At 53.3% G+C, this 19,346-nt stretch carries 17 protein-coding genes; 8 read left to right on the top strand and 9 right to left on the bottom strand.

The genetic code is table 11. The annotated features are described in order from the left end of the window. Positions 1–133: 133 nt before the first annotated feature. Entirely contained in the window at positions 134–1,048 is a 915-nt protein-coding gene (locus ACR0IO_RS08865; protein ID WP_170332576.1) for a LysR substrate-binding domain-containing protein, read from the bottom strand. A 178-nt stretch (positions 1,049–1,226) separates the two neighbouring features. Here ACR0IO_RS08865 and ugpB point away from each other — a divergent pair, with 178 nt between their 5' ends. From ugpB to ACR0IO_RS08895, 6 genes are all read left to right on the top strand, one after another. Continuing rightward, a complete protein-coding gene (ugpB, locus tag ACR0IO_RS08870; RefSeq protein WP_155150417.1) occupies positions 1,227–2,537 on the top strand; it encodes a sn-glycerol-3-phosphate ABC transporter substrate-binding protein UgpB in 1,311 nt (436 codons plus the stop codon). A 61-nt stretch (positions 2,538–2,598) separates the two neighbouring features. Then, positions 2,599–3,480 (top strand): sn-glycerol-3-phosphate ABC transporter permease UgpA, encoded by an 882-nt coding sequence (gene ugpA / locus ACR0IO_RS08875; RefSeq protein WP_155150415.1) that lies wholly within the window; start codon positions 2,599–2,601, stop codon positions 3,478–3,480. A gap of 20 nt (positions 3,481–3,500) precedes the next feature. Then, on the top strand, positions 3,501–4,337 hold the full coding sequence (gene ugpE, locus ACR0IO_RS08880; RefSeq protein ID WP_480741637.1) for a sn-glycerol-3-phosphate ABC transporter permease UgpE: 837 nt from the start codon (positions 3,501–3,503) through the stop codon (positions 4,335–4,337). Positions 4,338–4,340: 3 nt separating this feature from the next. Then, positions 4,341–5,396: a sn-glycerol-3-phosphate import ATP-binding protein UgpC gene (locus tag ACR0IO_RS08885; RefSeq protein WP_480740928.1), complete on the top strand. Its 1,056-nt coding sequence runs from the start codon at positions 4,341–4,343 to the stop codon at positions 5,394–5,396. Then, the gene (locus ACR0IO_RS08890; protein WP_480740929.1) at positions 5,396–6,343 is read left to right on the top strand and encodes a glycerophosphodiester phosphodiesterase family protein; all 948 of its coding nucleotides are present in this window, start codon (positions 5,396–5,398) and stop codon (positions 6,341–6,343) included. Before ACR0IO_RS08885 ends, ACR0IO_RS08890 begins: the two co-directional genes overlap by 1 nt. Positions 6,344–6,957: 614 nt before the next feature. Next, a complete protein-coding gene (locus tag ACR0IO_RS08895) occupies positions 6,958–7,293 on the top strand; it encodes a hypothetical protein (protein WP_480740931.1) in 336 nt (111 codons plus the stop codon). Between the two features lie 154 nt (positions 7,294–7,447). On the opposite strand, the gene ACR0IO_RS08900 is transcribed toward ACR0IO_RS08895, so the two are convergent. From ACR0IO_RS08900 to ACR0IO_RS08910, 3 genes are all read right to left on the bottom strand, one after another. Continuing rightward, entirely contained in the window at positions 7,448–8,482 is a 1,035-nt protein-coding gene (locus ACR0IO_RS08900; protein WP_480740935.1) for an AraC family transcriptional regulator, read from the bottom strand. Between the two features lie 415 nt (positions 8,483–8,897). Next, entirely contained in the window at positions 8,898–10,559 is a 1,662-nt protein-coding gene (locus tag ACR0IO_RS08905) for an ABC transporter substrate-binding protein (RefSeq protein WP_480740938.1), read from the bottom strand. Positions 10,560–10,593: 34 nt separating this feature from the next. Further along, positions 10,594–12,120, bottom strand: coding sequence for a sulfatase family protein (locus ACR0IO_RS08910; RefSeq protein WP_480740943.1), 1,527 nt, complete (start codon positions 12,118–12,120; stop codon positions 10,594–10,596). Between ACR0IO_RS08910 and ACR0IO_RS08915 the strand changes: the two genes are divergently transcribed. Continuing rightward, positions 12,114–13,142 carry a LysR family transcriptional regulator gene (locus ACR0IO_RS08915; protein ID WP_480740946.1) on the top strand — a complete coding sequence of 343 codons (1,029 nt, stop codon included), beginning with the start codon at positions 12,114–12,116 and terminating at the stop codon, positions 13,140–13,142. The two genes, ACR0IO_RS08910 and ACR0IO_RS08915, sit on opposite strands and share 7 nt — an antisense overlap. Before the next feature lie 201 nt (positions 13,143–13,343). Here ACR0IO_RS08915 and ACR0IO_RS08920 read toward each other — a convergent pair whose 3' ends face one another. The 5 genes from ACR0IO_RS08920 to xylB all read right to left on the bottom strand — a co-directional run bounded on the left by ACR0IO_RS08920 (position 13,344) and on the right by xylB (position 18,146). Further along, positions 13,344–13,718, bottom strand: coding sequence for a VOC family protein (locus ACR0IO_RS08920; protein ID WP_480740948.1), 375 nt, complete (start codon positions 13,716–13,718; stop codon positions 13,344–13,346). Between the two features lie 260 nt (positions 13,719–13,978). Further along, on the bottom strand, positions 13,979–15,208 hold the full coding sequence (sstT, locus tag ACR0IO_RS08925) for a serine/threonine transporter SstT (RefSeq protein WP_480740951.1): 1,230 nt from the start codon (positions 15,206–15,208) through the stop codon (positions 13,979–13,981). A gap of 312 nt (positions 15,209–15,520) precedes the next feature. Further along, positions 15,521–15,865: a hypothetical protein gene (locus tag ACR0IO_RS08930; RefSeq protein ID WP_480740954.1), complete on the bottom strand. Its 345-nt coding sequence runs from the start codon at positions 15,863–15,865 to the stop codon at positions 15,521–15,523. A 20-nt stretch (positions 15,866–15,885) separates the two neighbouring features. After that, positions 15,886–16,299 (bottom strand): VOC family protein, encoded by a 414-nt coding sequence (locus ACR0IO_RS08935; RefSeq protein WP_480740957.1) that lies wholly within the window; start codon positions 16,297–16,299, stop codon positions 15,886–15,888. Between the two features lie 410 nt (positions 16,300–16,709). Beyond that, positions 16,710–18,146, bottom strand: a complete 1,437-nt coding sequence (gene xylB / locus ACR0IO_RS08940) for a xylulokinase (protein ID WP_480740959.1) — start codon at positions 18,144–18,146, stop codon at positions 16,710–16,712. Between the two features lie 120 nt (positions 18,147–18,266). Between xylB and ACR0IO_RS08945 the strand changes: the two genes are divergently transcribed. Beyond that, complete coding sequence (locus tag ACR0IO_RS08945; protein ID WP_480740961.1) at positions 18,267–19,292, top strand: LacI family DNA-binding transcriptional regulator; 1,026 nt, start codon at positions 18,267–18,269, stop codon at positions 19,290–19,292. Positions 19,293–19,346: the final 54 nt, after the last annotated feature.

The following is a 19,346-nucleotide window of genomic DNA, read 5'->3' on the forward strand; positions in this document are numbered from 1 at the left end:
TTCGTTGCTCTTGGCTCTACGTGCGTGGTGCGTTTTGGCGTAGATCGGAACGCTTAAAAAATCCGCTGTTCACTATGGGCACCAAGAATATGTGGCTTGCCAGCAGTCCACGTCCGCATTCGCAACCCTTTGGCTATCGGATGATTTCCTCTGCCTTGAACGGGACCAAGCTTTCACGGAACTGTTCGATGAATTCAAGCGTCACAAGTGACGGTTGCTTCAAGATCGGGCGCACAAGCGAGAGTGTATGTGACAAGATTGGCTTGAACGGCCGATAGCTCAACCCGCGTGCCGCATACTGGATGGCGTCCAACTCACTTACCACAGACACCCCCACACCTTTAACCGCCAACTCGCAGGCCGCTGTGAACTGCCTGACCTCGATGTGGGAGTTCAATTTGACATTGGCGTTTTGAAACGCTTTTGAGAGGCGCCCAAAAAAGTCGCTGTCGCGACGTGTGTGAATAATCTTGGCATTTGCAAGATCATGCGGTGTGATCTCGCAGAGGTTTTCCAACTCATGCCCAGTAGGAAACACGCATACTGTGCGAACATCGATGTTTCTGCTTTCAACAGCCGGATGACCGTTAAAGCTGTCAGTGATACCGAAATCATACTGCTCACCGATCATCCACTCGAGAATACGCTCTGGTCTGTCTGGCTCGATTGTCATGGTGACACCGGGTCGATCCTCCAAAAACTCGGCGACGACGTTGGGAAGATGGCTGGTAGCGAACCCAGGCAAGCAAGCGACTCGGATGTGCCCGGCCTTGCGCTGTGTGATGTCCTGACTGACATCAGAGATCTGTTTCATGAGTTCCAGAACTCGCTCTACGCTGGGCTGTAGATAGCGGACCTCCTGTGTTGGCACCAAACGACCCTTGCTCCGGTCAAAAAGTTGAAACCCAAGCGATTTTTCCAAATCTGATAGCAGTCTGCTGACAGCAGGTTGACTGACCCCAAGTTCTGCCGCCGCCCCGGTCACCGAACCACTGGTGGTCACAGCCATAAGCGCTTCTAGTTGTCTAATTCTCAAGATTTGGCTCATGATTGGTTCCGATTTCCGGTGCGTCCCGCCACTATATAATATAATGTTATGTTTTTTGCCAATAATAAGGTCTTGAATTATATTCTGCCATCAGTAACGTCGATGGGATAATAAGCCCACCAGATGCGCCATGCACTTGGTGTTAGTGAACGCATCAATTTGATGCATGGGAGGAATCATGAATAAGCAATTTCTCGGCGCTCTCGCCGTAACTACTGCGTTGTCCCCCGTGGCGGCGATGGCGCAGACCGAAGTTCAGTTCTGGCATGCGTTTACCGGTCGACTGGGTGATCTTGTGAAAGCCCAGGTTGAAGAGTTCAACGCCAGCCAGGATGAGTTCGTCATAGTCGAGAGCCACAAGGGCAACTACTCGGAAACTCTGAACGCAGGCATCGCGGCATTTCGCGCAGGTGAGCAGCCGCATATCCTGATGGTTTTCGAGGTTGGCACTGCAACGATGATGTCGGCGGAAGGTGCGATCAAACCAGTTCACGAAGTGATGGCCGAAAGCGGTGCGTCCTTTGATCCTGACGCCTATATCGGCGCCGTCAAAGGGTATTATACGACCACAGATGGCGACATGCTGTCCCTGCCCTTCAACTCTTCGACGCCGGTTTTGTGGGTCAACCGCAACGCCATGGAAGCGGCGGGTGTCGATCCTGATACAGACCTGTCCACTTGGGAAAAAGTCGGTGACGTACTTGAACAGCTGAAAGCCGGTGGTGAAGACTGTCCGCTGGTGACCGCATGGCAAAGCTGGATCCACCTTGAGAACCTGTCAGCCTACCACGATGTTCCATTTGCGTCGCAAGACAACGGCTTTGCCGGACTGGATACCGAGTTGATGCTGAACGGTCCGACCCAAGTTGCACACCTGACTGCAATGGGTGACTGGGCCAAAGACGGAAAGTTCATCTACACAGGTCGCAGAAACGAAGGTGGCGCGAACTTCCGCGCTGGCGAATGCGCCTTGTTCACCGAAAGCTCGGCAGGGTATGCCGGGATCAGCTCAGAAGCGGAGTTCGACTTTGATGTACGCCCGCTGCCCTATTGGGAATCGGCCGTGAGCGAGCCACAGAACACCATCATTGGTGGCGCTTCGCTGTGGGTGATGGAAGGTCATGACCCCGAAGAGTACAAGGGCGTCGGAGAGTTCCTGAGCTTCCTGTCATCACCTGATGTACAAGCGGCCTGGCACCAGAACACCGGTTATCTTCCGATCACCTCAGAAGCTGGTGAGGTTACTCGTGCCGCAGGTTTTTACGATGAAAACCCGGGCACCGACATCGCAGTCATTCAAATGACAGCGAAAGAACCAACCGCAAACTCGAAAGGCCTGCGTCTGGGATCGTTCGATCAGATTCGTGGCATCATTGACGAAGAACTTGAGGCCGTCTGGTCCGGTGAGAAGACCGCTCAGGAAGCGATGGACAGCGCGAAAGAGCGCGGTGACGCGCTGCTGCGCCGTTTCGAATCCGCCAATCAATAAGTCGTAATTCGATGCGGGCCTTTTCAGGGCCCGCATTTTCTTTTTTCAGTGGACTATCAGGATGGAAAAACGCGTTACCTTTCGCGGCTGGCTTTTGCCATTGGCGCTGATCGCCCCGCAGGTCATCATTTCCGCTGTATTCTTTTTCTATCCGGCTGGGCAGGCTGTTTGGCAATCTCTGTTCATACCTGACCCTTTTGGGCTGTCGTCCCAATTCGTGGGGCTCGGCAACTTTGAGTTCCTGCTGAGCGATAAGTTTTACCGCGCATCGTTTGTGACAACTGCAGTGTTTTCAACGCTCGTAACTCTGTGCTCAATGATCCCGGCTTTGTTTCTGGCGGTCATTGCGGATCGCCTGATCAAGGGATCGGGGGTCTATCGGACGCTGCTGATCTGGCCCTATGCCGTTGCCCCCGCCGTGGCCGGTGTCCTGTGGCTGTTCATGTTCAACACGCGTGTTGGTGTCGTTTCATGGTACCTCGGCCAGCTTGGCTATGACTGGAACCACGTGCTGAACGGCACCGAAGCCATGGGTCTGGTGGTTGTTGCATCGGCCTGGGGGCGTATTAGCTATAACTTCCTGTTCTTTTTCGCGGCACTGCAATCGGTCCCAAGGTCGGTAATCGAGGCTGCGGCGATTGACGGTGCGCGCTTCTGGCGCCGGTTCTTCACGATCGTGCTGCCGCTTTTGTCACCAACCGCGTTCTTCCTGTTGGTGGTCAATGTCGTCTATGCCTTCTTTGAAACTTTCGGAGTGATACACACGATTACCGGCGGTGGGCCACAACAGGCGACGACCATTCTGGTCTACAAGGTCTTCTCGGATGGGTTCGTCGGACAGGACCTCGGTTCATCTTCGGCACAATCAGTCATCCTTCTGATCGTTGTCGGCCTGCTGACCGTCATTCAATTCAAATACGTGGAAAAAAGGGTGCACTACTGATGGCAGCCCAACAACACGGAATGGTCGAAAAACGCGGTATGGGGATCTGGCTGACCCATGCCATGATGATCCTTGGTGTATTAGTGATCTTTTTCCCGATCTGGCTGGCGTTCGTGGCATCGACGGTGACCCAGCCGGAAATCGTATCGCCACCCATGCCAATTCTTCCCGGCGATCAGTTTTGGGAAAACTACAAGGCCGCGCTGTTTTCTGGTGTGAACGTCCCTGTCGCCACGATGCTGTTCAACAGCCTCGTAATGGCGATTGGGATTGCGGTGGGCAAAATCGTGATCTCACTGCTTTCTGCCTTTGCGATTGTCTACTTTCGCTTTCCCGGGCGAACAACGTTCTTTTGGCTGATCTTCCTGACGCTCATGTTGCCGGTTGAAGTTCGTATCGTTCCGACGTTCGAGGTCGTTGCCGGGTTCGGCATGCTCAACAGCTACTATGGGCTTATCTTCCCCTTGATCGCCTCTGCCACGGCGACGTTTCTGTTCCGTCAGTTCTTTCTAACGATCCCAGATGAACTGGCCGAAGCTGCTCGAGTAGATGGAGCCCGTCCGATGCGGTTCTTCATTGATATCGTGGTGCCCATGAGCCGGACCAACATCGCGGCGTTGTTCGTGATCCTGTTCATCTATGGGTGGAACCAATATCTCTGGCCGCTTTTGATCACCACCGACCCCGAAATGAACACCATCGTGATGGGTATCAAACAGATGTTCCCCTCCGGTGATGATGTGGCCGAATGGCCTGTCATTATGGCGACGTCCATTCTGGCAATGATCCCGCCGGTCATCGTGGTTGTGTCGATGCAAAAGCTCTTTGTCCGCGGCCTTGTCGATAGCGAGAAGTAAGAAATGGCAACAGTAACCCTTGAGAATGTCAAAAAGAGCTTCGGCCCAACCGACGTCATCCATGGCATCGACATAGATATCGCGGACGGTGAGTTCATCGTAATTGTTGGGCCGTCGGGCTGCGGGAAATCCACGCTACTCCGGATGGTTGCAGGTCTGGAAACCGTAACTGCGGGAGAAATCCGGATCGGAGAGGAACGGGCTAACGACAAGGAACCGATGGATCGCGATATCGCGATGGTGTTTCAGAACTATGCGCTCTACCCACATATGTCCGTGCGCCAGAACATGGGATATGGCCTCAAAATCGCCAAGTTACCCAAGGCTGAGATCGATCAAAAAGTGACCGAAGCTGCCAAGCTGTTGCAGCTGGAACCCTTACTGGATCGTAAGCCCAGACAGCTGTCAGGTGGCCAGCGTCAGCGCGTGGCGATGGGCCGGGCTATTGTACGTGAGCCAGCGGTCTTCCTGTTTGATGAGCCGCTTTCGAACCTCGACGCCAAATTACGGGTTCAAATGCGTCTGGAAATCCGTGAACTTCAGGAAAAGCTGGGGATCACTGCGCTATATGTCACCCATGATCAGGTCGAGGCCATGACAATGGCTGACAGAATGATCGTCATGAACGGCGGTATCGCCGAACAGATTGGCACACCGCTTGAGGTTTATGAAACACCGAGAACTCTGTTCGCTGCGCAGTTCATCGGCAGCCCCGCGATGAACGTGTTTGACGCCCAGCGTGAAAACGGGACGATCAAAATCGGCGACATTAAGGTTGGTCCATCTGCGGGTCCTGATACCAAGTTAAAACTGGGGATACGACCAGAGCATCTGTTGTTGGATGATAACGGTCCGCTAGAAGCGGCGATTCAGATGGCAGAACCGTTGGGAGCAAACACTCTGCTGCACGGTCAACTTGCGGGCGTCGGCGGAGCGATCACGATAAGCCTTCCGGGCGTCCATCCGATCGAAGGCCGACATCCGAACATACGATTTTCGGTCGCCTCAGAGCACATGCATCTGTTTGACCAATCAACCGGCGAAAGATTGGAAAGTTGATGGCGTTTCCTCAGGTCGAGGCCTTTCGTGGCGGTAACAACCTTATCCGGGTTGTGGGTCATCGAGGGGCGCGAGGCGTTTTGCCGGAAAACAGCATGATTGGCTTTGACTTTTCGCTTTCCATCGGCGTTCCGCTTCTTGAATTTGATGTCGTCCTGACGGCTGATGACGTACCGGTCATAACCCACAACCATCGGCTACACGCACCGAGCTTTCGCGACGCAGATGGCCTGTTTCTCATCGGCGAGGAGCCGAAGGTTTCGTCACTGACCTTCGAGCAAATCCGGCAATTCGATATCGGGCGGTTGGATGGGCATTCGGCGTACGGTCGTCGTTTTCCGGATCAGGCTCAACTGGACGGCGTTCATGTGCCAAGGCTGCTGGATCTGCTCAATTTGATCGATGATCCCAAATACGGCGATGCCTATCTGATGCTCGAACTGAAATCGGATCCTGACCTGGCTCACGATGCGCCTTACAGAGAGAACTTTGTCGGACGAGTTCTTCAGGAAGTTCGTGACAAGGGTCTGTCATCGCGCGCGGTATTGCACAGTTTCGACTGGAATCTGTTGGAGGAATGCCAGCGACAAGCCCCTGACATGCCGTCTTCTTATCTTACCCAGCTTCCGGAAAATGCGGACGATGTTGGCGAAGATTCCTCGAAAGCTGTCTGTCCGGACTTTCGCGGCCGTCGCGATGAAATTCCATCGCTGGTCAAACAAGCCGGCGGTTCGCTTTGGTGCCCATACTATGCGGATGTAACAGCAGAAAATGTGGCACTTGCAAAAGAGCTGGGCCTGTGTGTTGCCGTGTGGACGGTCAATGAGTACGAAGAGATAGGTAGGATGATCGACCTTCGCGTGGACGCAATCGTATCTGACTATCCTGGACGGGTTCAAAGGCAACTGTCGGATTTAGGCATAGGTTGGCACGTCACTCACCAGTGATTTTTACGTCATAATTATCCGACGCCAATCATGTTTCTTCCAGTCTCGGCCAGAAAGGAACAACCGCGTCACTACTTCGATCTGCCTTGTTAGAGGAAATGCATAGAGACTCGTCGGAGTTCGCCACGTGGAAGATCGGCAGAAACGGGCGGACTTCCCATCTGATCTCTAATTCCGTGACGCAACTCCAGACCGTGCCCAAATTTTCAGAAGTGTGACCCGCGTCACTGACACACGCGTTGGAACCGGCAATACTGAGGGCATTAGTTGATTGCGCTTGAATATATTACAAAGCGCAGATTTTCATTATCCTCCCTGTGGACTGGGGCGCGCTGTTGAAAGGCGCGCCCTTTTTTAGTTCGGCGGCTCGTTTTCGATTTCGCGGATTTGGCCCGCACACCGACGATAGCAATCAGCCCAATCTGTGGGGCGCGCAAATACTGGGCCAGTTGTTTTGATGAATTGACCGTGCAGCAACGTATGCCGCCAACGGGCCTAACTTGGTGTCTTTTCTCAAAACCTTGACGTGCCAGCGCAATAAATCTGAGCCGCAGGTTGCCAAATTGAGTGCACACACAGCGTGTCAAACACACTCAACTGAAAGGAGCCAAACGATGAAAAAGATAATGATAGCAACCGCTACGATGTTCGCCCTTGTTACAAGTGCTGGAATGTCCATGGCGCATCCATCATTTGGCCACGCAGCATTGGGCGGAGGTGAGTTGTCCCGTCCGAACCTGAGCGCCCACCTGGAATCGAACGAAACATTCGGGACCGAATTGCCGGTTGCGGGGCTGGGCGGGGCCGACTGGAGTGCAGTTAATGGAGACTCCGAGGCAGCCATCAACAGAGAATTTGAACCGGGTCTTAGTGCGGTGCCACTGGGTTCCATATGCAGCGAGATTCCTCCCCACCAAAAACACCATAGCAAATATTCGCCATGCTATTGATCCAAGGAGGGCTTTTCGTTGCAGTCTTGGTGAAGTCCCCCGGAATTGTGACGAAAGCTCCACGGCTTCTTACCTGATCTCGGTTTCCATGACGAAACGCCAGAACATGCTCAAACTCACCGTCTCAGACGAATTGGAGCAACCTGAGATCGCTCTAAGCCGTGCGAACACTGCCTGGAGAGTGGCCCGTCCAAGTCTTGTAGGCATTGGTAAAGGCTGCCTGATCAGAATAGCCCAGCGCAAAAGCAATCTCGGAAAGACTTAGCTTGGGGTCATCAAGATACTGCTCTGCCAGCCTTGCACGAATGTCCTTTAGCAGCTGCTTGTAGGTTGTGCCTTCTTTGGCAAGTTTACGACCAAGTGTACTGATACTCATCCCAAGCGTCTTGGCAATTTCATCTTGTGTCGGAGCATTGAATGACAGTCGCGAAGTTATCTCACCCTGAACCATCGAACTTGTTTCACCGATGACTGGCGTTAACTCCTTCATCAGGTTTTGCACATGCGTTTCAAGATGCATAAGCAATGCGGGGTCCGTATCCTTGATCGGAACAGCCATCACCGCCTTGTCAAACAGGATACCTGGAACGCGTTGGCCCTGTTTGACATTAACCGATAGTGCACTGGAAATCTGTATTTGCTTTTCTTCGGTCAATTTATGCGGAAACCGTATCTCAAGCACAGGCAATGCTGTCTCAGCTGCGATTTGAAGACTGGTCAAGAAAGCGGAAACTCGAAACTCATTGTGAGCACCATCCGCGTGCAAAAGCTGGGCAACGGAATCTATTTCCAGAAACATGCCGCGATCGTCTTCATAGAATGACAGTTTGGCAAAACCCCGAGCCAAGCGAGCGTAGTTCACGGCCTTCTCGATTGCCTCGCCAACGGTCGGAGAATTCAGAACGACATAGCTGAGAAGTGTTGTTTTTCTCGGGTTGAAGGTTGTCCCTGCAGAGATGGGAAACAGGGGGTCTCCGGTCTCAGCGATAGCGAGTTCCAGGAGGCGGAGTTCATTCCGAACGTCGACAAAATTCGGGGGAGTTTCGTGAATATCAACGGGTAGGTTGGACGATTTCAGCAGCGCAACAATATCTAAACCACGGTTGTCCAGAAGCTTGGCTATGTGATGTACACCAAAACCTGGAACATTCCAGGATTGGCTATCAGAACTAGTTTGGTTTTCATTCACGTTGACATACCGCCCGAAATTGATGCGCCCTGTGAAACCGGGGCGTTTGTGTTTTGGGCAATAATAGACAGGGTGCAAAAGCTATGCCAAGCAATCGTTTGGCTGCTACCAAGGGGCTAGCCGCAGAGAACGGAAGCGGTGAGCCCCAAACTGACGCGCGCCGCGCGACCCACAAATGATCGCGAAGCGCATACTGCGACCGCAGGCTATCGTGGTTACGGATGTTGTCTGACCTGCAAAATCACAGCGTCATGCCCCACTGCAGCCCTACTTTCCAGACATCCGCAACATCAAATCGATAAAGGCACGTTCAATTGGCTAGGGCTCTACCGTCCCGATAGTCGCAGTTTTTTGCCGCAGTTATCTGGTAGTAAAATGTGGGGCCAACGTTACCATTTGGCCCCACAAGCATGCCTCATACCCAGCCCATCTTGTAGTGATGATGGTCAAACGTCAGGTGTTGCCCACAACCTGCCAGACCGGGGCGGTAATGGCGGTAGAGCGCCCGCCAATAGGGCTGAATGGCAACGCCTTCATCCTGAATCAGTTTTTGGATTTTTGCCATGACTTCACGGCGCTGATCCGCATCAGCAATCGCCAGCGCCTGATCTAGCAAAGCGTCGAACTCCTTGTTTTCCCAACCGAACTCGTTCCAAGCCTCGCCTGAACGATAGGCCACGTTCAGAATTTGTACGGCAAGAGCCCTGTGGTTCCAGTTTGTGGCCGAGAACGGGTACTTGGTCCAGTCGTTCCAGAAAGTGGAGCCCGGAAGCACTGTCCGCTTTACTTTGATGCCGGCATCACGCAACTGGGCCGCTACCGCGTCGCAGGTGTTTTTACGCCAGTCATCGTCAATTGAGATCAGCTCGTGCTCGAAATCAGCAATCCCGGCTTCGTTCATTAGCTGCAGGGCTTTGGCCGGGTTGAATTCCGGTGGTGGCAGTTCGGCATAGGCCGGATGCACAGGCGCGACGTGGTGATTTTCAGCAGGTGCCCCAAAATTGTTGTAGCCCAGCTCGAGGCAAACAGCATTGTCTACCGCCAATGCCAGCGCGCGCCGCACCCGGACATCTTCATAGGGACGTTCGCCGTCAACCTCGGCCAGTTGGTTAGGTCGAACCACTAGGGTCGAGGCGGTGACCACCTCAGATTTCTCCAGCCCCAGATCGTCTAGGATGGAGATATACTCGCCCACTGACTCATGGAGCATGTCAACTTCTTCAGCGTCGATTGCTGCAAGCCAAGCCGAAGGGTCCGTGCCAAAATCCAGATATTCGATGCGATCCAGGTATGGGCCACCATAAACTTCTGTCCCCCACCAGACATGATCCGGGACGCGCTCCAGAACACATTTCTCACCTACCGCGAGCTCGGCAATTTTGTATGGGCCCGTACCTATATTGTTCAACAGATCGTTGGTGTTGAACCCCGAGTGGATAATCTGCGCTGGATAATCCGCCATGGCCGGGATCAGTGAAATGTCGGGACGCGGCAAGATCAGTTTGAGGGTCAGATCATCGACCACTTGAATGCTGTTCTGAACGGCCTTTTCGGTTTCCTTGTCCACCAGCGTTGCCATGCGACCGGCCATCGAATTGCCCTCTACCGTCTTGTCGCACCAGCCTTCGATATTGCGAGCCACATCAGTGGCAGTAAAAGGGTCGCCGTTATGCCATGTCACGCCGGGACGAACCTTGAGCGTGTATTCCGTTGCGGTGTCATTCACCTCCCAACTGTCCAGCAACATTCCCCGGAACGACCCGTCATTGTTGTATTCGACAAGATACTCAAATGTTCCACGGGTCATGTTCCCGATCTGGGACCAGTCGTAAACGCGAGGCTCTTTCAGCCCTTTGACATCCATTTGTATCCGCAAAGTACCGCCCTGTTGAGGCGTTGCCTCTTGTGCATATGCCGGGCTGGCTTCGCCCAACAGGCCATAGGCAGCACCAACGCTGAGACCAAGTGCGGTGGAACGGGCAAGAAATTCGCGCCTTGTGATTTTTCCGTCGCGCAATTCGCAAGCGTGCATTTCCGCGGCGGGGTGCACATCTCGCTTTGTTTGATTTGAGTTCATAGGAAGCTCCCTGTGTTGGTTGAGCAGGCACGTTTCAGTAAGTGGCAAGAGATGGTCCACCTGCCTGCGCGGCAGCTGGGAATTCACGCGCCATTCGCTCAATAAAGTTCTGTTTTCTTGCGCTATATTTCGGATCGAAGAACAGGTTGATATGTTCACCCGGGTCGTTGAGCAGGTGGAACAACTCTCCCCACTCCGGGTTCTCGGGATAGATCGTGATACGCCAATCACCTGTCATGAGGGTCTGGTTGTAGGTGTCCATGCGGGTACGTGGATGATATTCGGCAAACAGCTCCGACCGGGCGGGCGCATCTCGATCCGACAGCAGGGGCTGAAACGAGTGCCCGTCCGTCGGCTGTGACCGAAGCCCGATGTAGTCCTGCAGTGTCGCGCGCAAATCCAGATGGCTGGTAATGGTGTTCCGTTCACCTGGCGCAATACCGGGGCCCGCCATGATCAGTGGAACATGGAGAAGCGATCTGTAAGGGCTCGGGCCTTTGCGGATCAGACCGTGATCGCCCAGCAGCTCTCCGTGATCTGACGTGAATATTATCAGCGTGTCTTCTGCCAGCCCACTTGCCTCGAGTTGGGCCATCAAACGACCAATGCAGTTGTCAATCATCGACACCATTCCATAGGTGTGGGCGATAGCTTGACGCAGCGAGGTTTCGGAAAACCGCTGCGTTGTCTGCATGAACCCCTGCTCGCGTGGCGGGCCTGGGTTGCGCAGGAACTCCACATAACTCTTGCCTGTTTCCTCGCGGTCACCATCCAGTATGTAGGACGGCATGTCAGACAGTTCGTTCGGCCTCAGTGCCGGGGCGGGCACGTCGTTCGGGTCGTACATGTCACACCAAGGCGCAGGCGGTGAGAACGGATGATGCGGGTCGGGATAAGAGACAAACAGGAAAAAGGGCTGCTCTTTGTCCTGATCCCGCACGAAATCGCACGTCCGATCGGTGATCCAGGTATTGTAATGAAGCTCGGATGGGATCGCGGATTTCCAGACCTCATCCATATCTCCGGCTTGCGGTTCCAGCGCGTTTTCCGGCAGATATAGCGCCGCGGCGTCCGGTGCGGTCTCGTTCAGCCATTGCGCATAGTGGCCGCCTTCGGTGGCGCTTACGGATTCACCGATCAGGATATCCACCGTATCGAACCCGTAGAACGGGCCATTCCAACCGTCGCTTTCCGGCAGTTTCCAAAACGCGTTCGAATCTGGCATAGCGTGTTCGAGCCCGGCCAGGATGGGTTGGAAGTGAAATTTACCGACCCCATGCGTCCGATAGCTCGATTCTTTCAGGTCATGGGTGATCAGAGGTAAGTCACCGGGCAAGGCCACTCCGTTGCGGGTCAGACCATGATTGCGGGCGTAGAGGCCGGAAAACAATGTCGAACGGCTTGGCGAACAGATCTGGTGCGGGGTGAAATGCTGACGAAACACCGCCCCGCGCGCGGCCAGAGCATCGATGTTCGGAGTATTGACGACAGGGTTTCCAGTGCAGCCTAAGCTGTCGGCTCTCTGCTGATCGGTCATGATCAGGATGATATTTTTTGGCATCGATATCGCCCGCGTTAGATAGTCAAAAAAAGCGTAGCGACGTTACTGCATTCAGAAAAATACTATTAATTGCCTCTGATATTTGCAAAACAAATACCATGTTTACGCAGAAGCAGTTAGCCGTGTTCAGGGCGGTCATGCAGACCGGATCCGTCTCAGCAGCCGGGCGAAGAATGAACCTGTCCCAGCCCAGTGTCAGCCGAATCCTCGGCGACTTGGAGAGGCAGTTTGGCGTGCCCTTGTTCCAGAGGAAAAGCAAAGGCGTTTCTCCGACACCAGAAGCTGAAGCCTTCCTCGAAGAAGTCGAACGAAATTACCTCGTTTTGACAAATCTGGAAGAGGCTGCCGCACAGATCGCCCGAAAGGAACGAGGGACCTTGTCGATCGCGACCATAACGGCGGCATCGCTGGAAATTGTGCCCAGCGCCCTTGCCCGGCTTCAGGTCGCCGAGAAAAACATCAAAGTGGTATGGCAGGTGAAGTCCTCGAAATGGGTGCTGGATTTCGCTCGTTCTGGAACACTCAGAACCGGCTTTGCGAATGTCTTGCATATGCCATCCGGTATGAAGGTTCTTCACGAAGGCACACTACCCCACATGTGCCTTGTGCCTGCTGACCATCCGCTTGGTGCGCAACGAACCCCTTTGTCGCTACGCGATCTGCGCCCTTATCCGATCATTGGATTGTTGGGGCAAGTCGCGGATGAGTTAGCGGTGCGCAACGTGGGTGCAAATATCCACTCACCCTTGACCGCCGAGACATCGCTGGCCGCAATTTCCATCAGCCAGCACTGCGGCGGCCTCCCAATAGTAGATGCGTTTACAGCCCATTACTGGCATCAGAACCATGACGGGCAACCCCGTATTGTCGAAGATTTGCCGGACTACAGGTTTGCGGTATTCGAGCCTTTGGGCACTAGCGCGTCGCTGATAGATCGCGAATTCCAAATCTACCTAATTGAAGAGGTCGAAAAAATCCAAGCATGGCTCAGTAGCTTCAACTGTCAGCATCGGACTCGTTGAAAAAAAAACGAAAGCTAGCCAGACCAAATCACAAAATTCTTGGAACAACCGCAACAAGTGAACGCTTTTGGAGAGGATGCAACAAACTTGCTCGGATGGTTTCTGGGATTCAAGTCTACCCGCCTGAAATCTCAACGGTGAGAAAGGCGTTGATAAGTTGGTTTAGAAACAACTGGCGATCAGCTCGAAAACAAATTCTGCTCACAAAGGCTTCGCGGCGTTGATCGCAATCCGGTTTCCTTCGCTGTCTTCGATTTCAGCTACATAATCGCCGTCCCCAATGTCTGTCTTTGGGTACAGTAACTTTGCACCTTCGGATTCGGATCGTCGCAAGGCTTCGTCGATATCGTCCACAGCGAAATAGAGAATGCAGCCCGTTTGCGATGGTTTGTAAACATCACCTTTCGCCAAGGCTCCACTTACTCCAGCCTGATCGTCCGAACGGGGAAAGAACGCCATCTCATATCCGTCGACCATTTGACGATTGAGCTCAAGTCCGAAAACGCGCTGGTAGAATTCGATTGCTCGATCCATGTCCGCAACCGGTATTTCGAAATGGCATACCGGATTGGTCATATGCTGTTCCCCTCGAAAAGTAGGGCAAGACTACCCCCAATGGCCGGACAAAGTCACGCAACCGAATGCGTAGCGAATGAGCCGTATGCATGATCGAAGCATGCCTGAAAGGGAAGCATTCTTGAAACCAGCGAAACCCAAAGACTGGTTTGCTAAGCATAACAGATCTTGTCCATTGACCAGGCCGCTAACCGCAAATTGGACCAAGCGGCCGATCAACCGCCGACCGGGGTCAGCGGTTGAAGTGTTTTACGCAGTTCCTAAGCGGCGACCTGTGCCACGGGTAATTTACGTGGGTATGGGTCGCCTTGCTTGTACGATCCCGCCGCGGTGAACAGAACGTCGGTCGATGAGTTCAAACCGGTTTCTGCAGAGTCTTGCAGAACACCGATGATGAAGCCGATGCTAACCACCTGCATGGCCGTGGCGTTGTCGATGCCAAACAAGCTGGTAGCCATTGGGATCAACAGCAGTGACCCCCCTGCTACGCCCGAAGCCCCAGTAGCGGCAATCGAGGCAATGATGCTCAGGAACAGAGCCGAGAGGAAATCAACCTGAATGCCCATTGTATTAACGGTTGCCAGCGTCATGACTGTGATGGTTATTGCGGCGCCGGCCATGTTGATCGTCGCGCCGATTGGGATAGTGACCGAATAGGTCTCTTCATCCAGATTCATGCGGCGGCAAAGTTCCATGTTTACCGGAATATTGGCAGCTGAACTGCGCATGAAAAAAGCGGTAATTCCGGATTCCTTCAGGCAAGTGAAAACCAGCGGATAGGGGTTCTTGCGAATGCGGAGGAACACAATCAGAGGATTCACAACCAACGCCATGAAGATCATGCAGCCAATCAACAAAGCCAACAGTTGGCCGTAACTCGCAAGTGTCGCAAAGCCGGTATCAGCTATCGTCGAAGCCACGATACCGAAGATACCAATTGGGGCCACCCGGATTATTGCTGCAACGATCTTGGTGATTGCGCCATCCAGATCCGACATCAGGGTCTTGGTCGAGGCGCTGGCGTGGCGGAAGACCAGCCCAAGGCCAACAGCCCAGGCGAGAATGCCAATATAGTTAGCCGTTGCCAGCGCATTCACCGGATTATCCACAATTTTCAGCAGGATGTTCTTGACCACCTCAGCCAAACCGTCCGGGGCATCCAAAAGCTCCGGCGCACCCGTCAGATGCAATGTGACCGGAAACATGTAGCTGGCTGCAACAGCGACCAGTGCGGCTGCGAAGGTCCCGAGTATGTACAAAAGTACCACGGGGCCCATGCGCGCCTCGCTGTCCTTTTTGTGGTTTGTGATCGCAGCACAAACAAGGATCAGCACCAGTACTGGCGCAACGGCCTTCAATGCGTCGACGAAGAAGTCGCCAAGCAGGCCAGCGGCGGAACCGGCAGCAGGCCAAAGAGTGGCGAGAAGTGCACCGGCTACAAGACCGATGCAAATTTGAGTAACCAGGCTACCGCGCAGAATAAAATTCATGGGAACCATCCAGTTTGAATAGGGGCCTGGCGGGTGAAACTCACTCCCGAACAGGCACGATTAAAGTTGAAAGGCTGGTGGCTATTTGGGCGCTATGGAGTTGATTTAAACGTCTGAAGAAGGCTGAAGCTTTTGCAAGTCTTGGCTGAAGTAATTGTTTTTTGGATGAAAAAGCGTAATTTATGCTGTCCTTACAAAGTCTTACCCTACGTCAACTTGGTTGTACCACTAAATGACATCTAAATAATTCTTAATAACTTTCCCCAAGCGAAGGCTCTGTCTAACCACTCCTATCCGGCCATTGCGATCCAGTCACAAACACATAAAGCCATCGGCCACAATGGTCGGATGAGTTTCCGCATCGAAGATGTGTAAACCCTGCGGTCGAAACTCAGGTATCTGCCTGAATGCAACAGGCCAGATCGGCTCGATCTTCCAGTTTTCGAACTGCTCAATAACCCCAGCGGGCGGATCATGTTCAGGTTTTAGAACGGTGTGGTCTGTTTGGGCGATGCTGTCATTTTCCTTGTCTAGCCACCGGCCAAACTTCTGGAATAGAGGTACTTTCGCTTCACTAACGCGCACTATCGTAGCCAAAGGATGCAAGCTGGAAATGAATACCTGGCAACGCCCAACCAACCAGCCCGACTCGTTCAAACAGGTACCTTCAATACAAATCAAACCGCTTGATGGACCTCGATAATATTTCCCTCTGGGTCGTGAAAGAACACTTGGTGCCACTCTTTTGCGAAGGCGGTACCGTAGTCCGAGTAAGGAATTCGGTTGTCGTCCAGCAATTTTTTGAACGCCACGATGTCATCGGTACGAAATGCGATATGGCCACGTTCGACGGGGTTAATCGTCTCACCGTTCTTGAACGCAACTTCCAGGTTTTTTTCAGCCAGATGCATCTGCATTCCGCCATCGGTCGCGAAACGAATCTTGCCACTGTAGCCACTATCGTCAGTCTCATCTGGCCTAGGGAAGTTCTCAATCGGAATATCGGCCAGCCCCAAAACCTGCGTATAAAACCGGTGCATCCGATCGACGTCTTCTGAGACAAAGTTGATGTGGTGAAATTCAAGTTTCATGAAGGCCCGGTCTTTTGATTGGTCAGTCTGCTCAGAAAATCTCAAAGGCAGACGACAGGCAAGCCCTGTATCAAAGAGTTTGGATAGGGAGGGAACGGCGCAGATTTTCGGCAGGGCTGATTGCAAGGTTTTACTGTATCGACTGCGCTCGACCAATCTGAGCGACCCGTTTTTTTGTCAGACTTACCACTACTGTTGAAGTGAGTTCAGGTGCGCGGCTTCATCAAGGGGTACGAAGCAGGAAACGTCACAAGCACTGCTAGATTCTATCTCGACTGGAATGACTTTGGATGCCAAATGGCAAAACTCTGTGCGGACTTATTAGAAATTTGGGACAACACATAATCTTACCATATGCGGCACGAAGCTCTTCCATCTCGCATGAGATCGCGAAGGATGCTTAGAGGCTGCTAGCTGACATTCTTGATGGCAGCATAAAGCCGGCGAAATTGGGCCAACCGCTCGAACAGCAGCGCCATTTCGGCTGGCTCGAACCTATCTGTTTTTGGTGGCTGAAACGCGAGATCGGATATAGCAACGGCACCGTCGCCACAAGCCGCCAGCCGTGCCGCACCATAGGCCGGGCCAGTTTCGGCTTCTTCCGAACGTACTATCGGTTTATCAGTCGCAGTAGCGATCAGCTTCAGCAACAGATCTGATTGAGCACCCCCACCGATGGCCGCCAGTTCCGACAGACTGCCCATCGTGTCACCAAAACTCTGCGCTGCATCAGCAAAGCAAAATGCAATTGACTCCAATACGGAACAACAGATGTCAGCGCGTGTCGTTGAGTCCTCCAAGCCAAAGAAACAGGCCCGGACATGTGGATCTCCGAGGGGGCTGCGCTCACCGGTAAGGTAAGGCAGAAAAATCGGTACGCGATCACCTCTTGCGGTTTCGGCAAGGGCAACAACTTCACTCGCGGAAAGCCCCAGCTGACCGCCGATCCATGAAATCGGCCTTGCGCCGTTCAGCATCGCCGCCATTTGATACCAACGCTCGGGCAGCGTATGCGCAAATGCGTGTACATAACGTTCAGGGTTGGGCTCGTATTCGCGATCTGCCACGAACAGTTGGCCGGAGGTCCCAAGCGAGATGAAACCACGCCCCGGTTCCGTCGCGCCCAAAGATATCGCCCCTGTTGCTGCGTCTCCCCCTCCGGCCACCACGGGAACGCCGGATTTCAACCCGCTCTCGGTGGCAGCTTGTGCTGTCACAGCCCCCACCACCCTGTGGCCGTCAAAAACCTGTGGCAACCAATCGGGCGAAACCCCTGTGTCCTCAGCGATACCTACATGCCAGTTGCGCGCAGCCTGATCGAGCCACATTGTTCCGGCAGCATCTGACGTATCAGTTGCCAACTCTCCGTGCAGGCGAAGACCGATGTAGTCTTTGGGCAACAGGATATGGGCAAGTCGGGCATAGTTTGCTGGTTCATGTTCTTTAAGCCATGCAATCTTCGGCGCGGTAAATCCCGGCAAGGGAAGAACACCCGCGATCTGCCCAATCTGCGGCTGGGTCATGCGCAATTCATCGCACTCACTTGTTGCCCTGCTGTCGTTCCACAATATTGCCGGGCGGATCGGGCGAAGGTCGCGATCGAGAATAACCGCTCCATGCATTTGACCGGACAACCCGATGGCTTTCACTTCTGATAGTTTGATTTTGTCTGCAAGCAGCCTCAAGGCATCACGCGTCGCCTGCCACCAAAGATCCGGGTGTTGCTCTGACCAGCCGGGCTGCGGCGAAGACGTCTTGATCCCCACTGAAGAAGTCGCAAGAATGCAGTCGGTATCCGCGCAAACAAGCTTAACCGCTGACGTTCCGATATCGATCCCGAGATACATTCAAACCCCTTACCTGCACAAACGCCCGGAACTTGTCTGGCTATTGATTTTTTAGCGCGCGCAAAGAATATGTAAAAACATGATAAGATCAAGGCGACTAAGATCCGCAGGCAAGCTGGCATGACTAAAATTAAGAATATGGAAGAATTCGCGACCCTGAGCGGGATCTCGCGGCCCACTGTGTCCAAGTACTTCCACGATCCCGACAGTGTTCGCCCGACAACAAGGGCTCGCATCGAAGAAGCGCTCGAACGGTTCGATTATCGTCCCAATATTTATGCGGTGAACCAGAACCGAAAGCTGACCAAGAATATCGGAATCGTCGTACCTTATCTGGCTGACCCATTTTTTGCAGAAATCGCACGATATCTGGAACAATCCTGCTTTGCTGCAGGCTATCGCCCGTCCCTGTTTAGCTCACATGGCGAACAAAGGCTGGAAAATGAAATTCTGGACGGGTTGCAATCCATGAAACCCGCAGGAGTTCTGCTGGCACCTCTGGGGCGCATGTCTGACCGATCTGCGATCGAGAAGTTCTGTGCCAACGTGCCGACTGTTCTGTTTGACAGCAACCTTGATGGTCTGGGTGCAGCCTTTGTTGGTTCGGATAACTTTAGTTTTGTCTCGCAGACCGTGGAATACATGACACGGACGGGTGAGCCCCCCTCTTTCTTTGAAATGCGCACACCTGCGAACCCAAATGCCAACAAGCGAAGGAAGGCCTATGTCGAAGTGATGGAGCGCCTGGGGTTCGAACCGCATATCATTAAAGTAGATGGCAAAGGTTGGGCCTTTGAAGAGATCGGGCACAGGGGTGCACTTAAAATTCTGGAAGAGCGCGGACTAAAGACGGACTCGGTTTTGTGCAGCAACGACCGGCTCGCCATTGGCTTTCTTGCAGCCTGTTTCGAGCAGGGGATTCGGGTCGGTCGGAAAGAAGGCTGCACCCTGCGGGTGGCCTCAAATGATGATCACCCGTTCGCAAAATTTACGTGCCCATCTCTGACTACGGCAGCGCATGACTACGACAATGTGGCCGGACGAAGTGTCGAAACTCTGTTCGAACTCATTGAAAGTGGTGGAGAATTTGCAAGCCGCACTGAAACTCTTTTCCCTGCACGACTCGTTTTGAGGGACTCTGCGTAACTCAAGCTTTTTAACGCGCGTAAAGTTTTTATTGACGTCGCGATAATTTACACT

This window comes from Ruegeria sp. CE12, assembly GCF_056537525.1.